Origin of the sequence: uncultured Sphingomonas sp. (assembly GCF_964021865.1) — a bacterium.
Classification (GTDB): domain Bacteria; phylum Pseudomonadota; class Alphaproteobacteria; order Sphingomonadales; family Sphingomonadaceae; genus Sphingomonas.
In genome coordinates this window covers 1-4,986 of record NZ_CAXIAM010000097.1, presented here as the reverse complement: position 1 = coordinate 4,986, position 4,986 = coordinate 1, and the positions used below count along the sequence as shown (strand labels likewise).

The window sequence follows — 4,986 nt, the reverse complement described above, 5'->3', positions numbered from 1 at the left end:
GCCAGCCGCTCGAAAGCCTGATGGCTGACAAGATGGCCGAATGGCTGGAAGAAAACCCGCAGCACGCGCGTTCGATCGTCGGCAAAATCATCGACGCCGCCGCCGCGCGCGAGGCGGCGAAGCGAGCGCGCGAGCTGACGCGGCGTAAGGGCGTCATGGACATCGCCAGCCTGCCCGGCAAGCTCGCCGACTGTCAGGAACGCGACCCCGCCAAGTCCGAGCTGTTCATCGTCGAGGGCGATTCGGCCGGCGGCTCGGCCAAGCAGGGCCGCGACCGGCACTTCCAAGCGATCCTCCCGCTGCGCGGCAAGATCCTCAACGTCGAGCGCGCACGGTTCGACCGGATGCTCGGCTCGAAGGAGATCGGCACGCTCATCCAGGCGATGGGCACCGGCATCGGGCGCGACGACTTCAAGCTCGATAAGCTGCGCTACCACAAGATCGTCATCATGACCGATGCCGACGTCGACGGCGCGCATATCCGCACGCTGCTGCTGACGTTCTTCTATCGCCAGATGCCCGAGATCATCGAGGCCGGGCACCTCTATATCGCCCAGCCGCCGCTCTATAAGGCGACCAAGGGCCGCTCCGAGGTGTATCTCAAGGACGATCACGCGCTCGACGATTACCTCGTCGACGCCGGGCTGGGCGCGATGGCGCTGGAGCGCGGCGACGAGAAACTGACGGGCATCCACCTGCGCCCGCTGGTCGAGCACGCGCGGCGGATGCGCACGTTGATGCGCTACGTACCACGCCGCTACGATCCGGTCATCATCGAGGGGCTGGCGCTGGGCGGCGCGCTCGATCCCGAAGCGACGCGCGAAACCCGCGCCGCTGCCGTCAAGGAGGTCGTTCGTCGGCTCGATCAGGGCGACAGCGAAGCGACGTGGAGCGCGCGCGTCACGGAAGAGGGCGGCATCCACTTCGAACGGCTGTGGCGCGGCGTGACCGACCACCATATCGTCGAAGCGGCGTTCCTCGCCTCGGCCGAGGCACGCAAGCTTCACACGCTCGCCGCCGAACAGGCCGAAACCTTCGCACATGCCGCCAAGCTGGTGCCCGTCAAGACCGCCGCGGTCGAGACACCGGTCGACGCGGTCGCCACCGACGAGGAGGGCGAGGAAACCGTCTCCGTCGGCCGTGGCGAGTCGCTGGTCGCGCGCCCGTCGCAGTTGCTGGAGGCGATCCTCGCCTCCGGGCGCAAGGGGCTGGCGATCCAGCGCTACAAGGGTCTGGGCGAGATGAACGCGGAACAGCTGTGGGAAACTACGCTCGACCCGTCGAACCGCACGATGCTCCGGGTCGCCATCGAGCAGGCCGACGTCGCGGACGAGATCTTTACGCGCCTGATGGGCGACATCGTGGAGCCACGTCGCGAGTTCATTCAGGAAAACGCGCTGAGCGTCGCGAATCTGGACGTTTAAAGCGTCAAGCTTTCAGCCGTGGCCCCGGACTTGATCCGGGGCCACGCTTTTTTCTGTCCGCGCGCAGACGAGGCGGGGTCCCGGGTCGAGCCCGGACGAGGGGGTATCGCGCTCTACATAACCGTCATCCCCGCGCAGGCGGGAATCCAGACGCGCAGGTTCTCGTAAAGGCAAAGACGTCAGAGGTTCTAGCTTCCCCCCTTCGCGGAAATGACGGTAGCTTGATACTGGGCCGCAGCAGAATCGCCCTCGTCATCCTTCGCTACGCTCGCCATGACGCCCAAACCTACCCCTCGACCCACGCCCGCAACAACGAATGCGCGATGGCATAGCGCGGCGGTGCACCGAATGTCCCCGCCTCCCCCGCCAGCGCCGCACGCACCTCGTCACGCGTCACCCAACGTGCATCCTCCAGCTCGTTGGTGTCCAGCGTGATCGCATCGTCCTCCGCTACGGCCACGCATGCGATCATCAACTGCGACGGGAAAGGCCACGGCTGGCTCGCGACGTACCGCACCGCGCCGACGCGCACCCCCGCCTCCTCAAAGATCTCCCGCGCCACGGCTTCCTCGATCGACTCGCCGGGCTCCAGAAAGCCGGCAAGCGCCGAATAGCGGCCTGCCGGAAACGCCGCCTGCCGCCCGATCAGTGCCCGTCCGTCATGCTCGGCGATCATGATGACCACCGGATCGACGCGCGGGAAATGCTCCGCCTTGCAGTTCGGGCAGCGGCGCCCCCAGCCGGCGCGGAACGGCGCGGTCGCGTGGCCGCAGCGCGCGCAGAACGGATGCCGCGCGTGCCAGTCGATCAGCGCACGCGCCGCCGCGAACGTCGCCGCCTCACCGCCGCGCAACCGGTCGAGCAATGCGAACAGCGTCGGCGACCGATATGGCGGCGGCGGCGCGTCGCCGGGGATGATGGCCGCGAAATGCGCGCGTCCATCCTCCAGCCCCAGCAAAACGAACTCGGCCCCGTCCGGCGCGTCGGCAACTATGCCCCACGCCAGCGAGCCGTTCGCCTCGACGACCGGCTCGAACGCATTGAGCCGCAGCAGCCGCGACGTCGGGTCCGTCAACAACCGCGCGATTGCCGCCGGGTCCTGCCGCAACGCATCGGCACGATCCAGCGTACCGCCGGTAAAGCCGGTTTCGATCACCATTGTCCCCCGCGCAGCCGCGCGGCGTCGCGCCGGATCGCGGCATAGGTTTCCTTGCCCAGCGGCCACTTCTCGGCCGGGAAGTAATTGACCATGATCGTGCTGCGGAAGCGCTTGGCCGGATCGACCAGCGCCAGCGTCCCCGCCGCCCCCGCCCAGCCATAGCTGCCCTTCGACGCGCCGTTCGGATCGTCGTTGAGATAGACGACCCCGCCCGCACCGAACCCGCGCTGCTGCCCGTCATTGTCGAAGAACACGCCCGTCGGCATCAGGTTCGACATCGCCAGTCGTGCAGTCTCCTCCTTCATCACGCGCGTGCCCTCCAGCATCCCATAATTCTGGAGCATGTGCAGGAAGCGGTCGTAATCGCGCGCGCTGCTCACCAGCCCCGCGCCGCCATAGGGAAAGCTCGGGGGCTGCAACCACGGCGAGCGCGCCGCCGGGTCGAGCGGGGTTAGATTGTCGCCGACAAACGTGTAATTGGTCGCGAACCGTGCAACGTCGCGCTGCGGCACCTGCCAATAGGTCGAGCTCATCTTGAGCGGACCCAGCAACCGCATCTGGACGAAGCGCTCAAACGGCATCCCGCCCGCTTTCTCGACCACCGCCGCGAGCACGTCGAGCCCCATCGAATAATGCCAGGCCGTGCCCGGCTCCGCGACCAGCGGCGCTTGTGCGACGCGCTCGGCAAAGGCGGCCAGCGAGGCCGGGCGGGTCAGCCGCGCCTGCGCCTCGGTCTGGGCATTGGCGGTGAACGGGACCAGGCCGAGCCTCTCCACTTCCTTGAGCAGCGGCCCCTTCGCGTTGATCTGATAGCTCAGCCCAGAGGTATGCGTCATCAGCTCGCGGATCGTGATCGGCTTGGCGGCGGGACGCGTTTCCAGCGAGGTGTCGGGACTGGTCAGCACGCGCATCTTCGCGAACGCCGGAAAGTATTTCGACAGCGGATCGTCGAGCGACAGCTTGCCGTCCTCGATCAGCAACATCGCCGCCATGCCGGTGATCGGCTTGGTCATCGAATAGACGCGCCACAGCGAGTCGGGGCCGGCGGGGGCCGCACCGGGGTCGAGCGAAATCCTGCCCGCGCTGACGAACACCGTCGGCAAATTCCCCAGCCCGAACGCGCCGACGATCCCCGGCATCTTCCCGGCGGCGATATAGCCATCGTACAGCGCCTTGGTCGCGGGCAGCAACGTCGCCGCCGCCGCGGCGTCCGGCGCGCGCGGAGCCGGCGCGCGCATCTGCGGCTGCTGCGCCGACGCTGCGACCGTCGCCAGCAGCGCCGCGCCCAGTCCGGCAGCCTTCACCGGCTTCATCGTCCACCGCTTCAATGTCATGCCCGTCTCCTCACCACATCTGCCGCTTTCGCGAACACCGTCGGCAATCCTGCTTCGTCGAGCCGGTCGACCGGCCACCACTCGCCCTTGTTGCTCGCGACGTCCGTGTGCGCCACCGCGATCGCAAGGTCGATCGTGAAATGCGTAAAACCGTGAGTCACCGCCTCATCCAGCATCTGCCAGCCGGCGTCGGCGGGCGCGTCGGCCAGCAGCGGCGGCGCGTCACTCCACGGTCCGGTCGGCAGCGCGCGCATCCCGCCGAGCAAGCCCTTGTCGGGCCGCCGTACCAGCAGCACCGAATGGCCGCGCTGCAGCCAGAACAGCGTTCCATGCCGATGCGGCCGCGCCGCCTTGGGCTTCTTGACCGGATAGGCTTCGGGCGTCCCCGCCGCCTGCGCCGCGCAGCCATGCTTCAGCGGGCAGAGGAGACACCGCGGCCGCCGCGGCGTGCAGATCGCCGAGCCCAGGTCCATCATCGCCTGTGCGAAATCGCCTGCACGCTCATCGGGGGTGATCGTGTCCGTCGCCGCGCGGATCGCCTTGCGCGCCGCCGGCAGCGGCGTGTCGATCGCGAACAGCCGCGCCACGACCCGCTCGACATTGGCGTCGACCACCACCGCGCGTCGCCCGAACGCGATCGCTGCCACCGCCGCCGCCGTATAATCGCCGAAGCCCGGCAAGGCGCGCAACGCCGCCTCGGTGTCCGGCAACCTGCCGCCGTGTTCGGCCGCGATCGTCCGCGCCGCCGCCAGCAGATTGCGCGCCCGCGCATAATAGCCGAGCCCCGCCCAGGCGGCCATCACCTCGCTCTCGTCCGCGGCGGCGAGCTCCGCGAAGGTCGGCCAACGCCGCGTCCATTCGTTAAAGCGCGGCCGCACCGTCGCTACCGTCGTCTGCTGCAGCATCACCTCGCTCAGCCACACGCGATAGGGATCGGCGACCTCGCCGTTCCTCGCGCGCCACGGCAGATCGCGGCGATGGCGATCGTACCAGTCGAGCAACGGAGTCGCGATATCGATCCGGTGCTTGGCGTCCATGCCCCGGCTATGGCATGGGCGACGGAATGAGC

4 protein-coding genes are annotated in these 4,986 nt (G+C 68.4%); 1 reads left to right on the top strand and 3 read right to left on the bottom strand.

Annotated elements, in window-relative coordinates; all coding sequences use genetic code 11:
* Positions 1 to 1,424: toprim domain-containing protein (locus AADI75_RS15940; RefSeq protein ID WP_341209969.1), on the top strand; the 1,424-nt coding region annotated here is incomplete at its 5' end.
* A 286-nt stretch (positions 1,425 to 1,710) separates the two neighbouring features.
* Here the strand turns inward: AADI75_RS15940 and nudC are convergent.
* From nudC to mutY, 3 genes are read right to left on the bottom strand one after another with little or no spacing between them, the layout of a single operon-like run.
* The gene (nudC, locus tag AADI75_RS15935) at positions 1,711 to 2,583 is read right to left on the bottom strand and encodes an NAD(+) diphosphatase (RefSeq protein WP_341209968.1); all 873 of its coding nucleotides are present in this window, start codon (positions 2,581 to 2,583) and stop codon (positions 1,711 to 1,713) included.
* Complete coding sequence (locus tag AADI75_RS15930; protein WP_341209967.1) at positions 2,577 to 3,917, bottom strand: serine hydrolase domain-containing protein; 1,341 nt, start codon at positions 3,915 to 3,917, stop codon at positions 2,577 to 2,579. The genes nudC and AADI75_RS15930 overlap by 7 nt, the downstream gene beginning before the upstream one ends.
* Positions 3,914 to 4,954: an A/G-specific adenine glycosylase gene (mutY, locus tag AADI75_RS15925; protein ID WP_341209966.1), complete on the bottom strand. Its 1,041-nt coding sequence runs from the start codon at positions 4,952 to 4,954 to the stop codon at positions 3,914 to 3,916. Before mutY ends, AADI75_RS15930 begins: the two co-directional genes overlap by 4 nt.
* Positions 4,955 to 4,986 lie beyond the last annotated feature (32 nt).

Bases quoted from the DNA above. Each gene is read 5' to 3' on its own strand.
- nudC (WP_341209968.1), bottom strand. From the start codon at position 2,583: ATGGTGATCGAAACCGGCTTTACCGGCGGTACGCTGGATCGTGCCGAT.
- AADI75_RS15930 (WP_341209967.1), bottom strand. From the start codon at position 3,917: ATGACATTGAAGCGGTGGACGATGAAGCCGGTGAAGGCTGCCGGACTG.
- mutY (WP_341209966.1), bottom strand. From the start codon at position 4,954: ATGGACGCCAAGCACCGGATCGATATCGCGACTCCGTTGCTCGACTGG.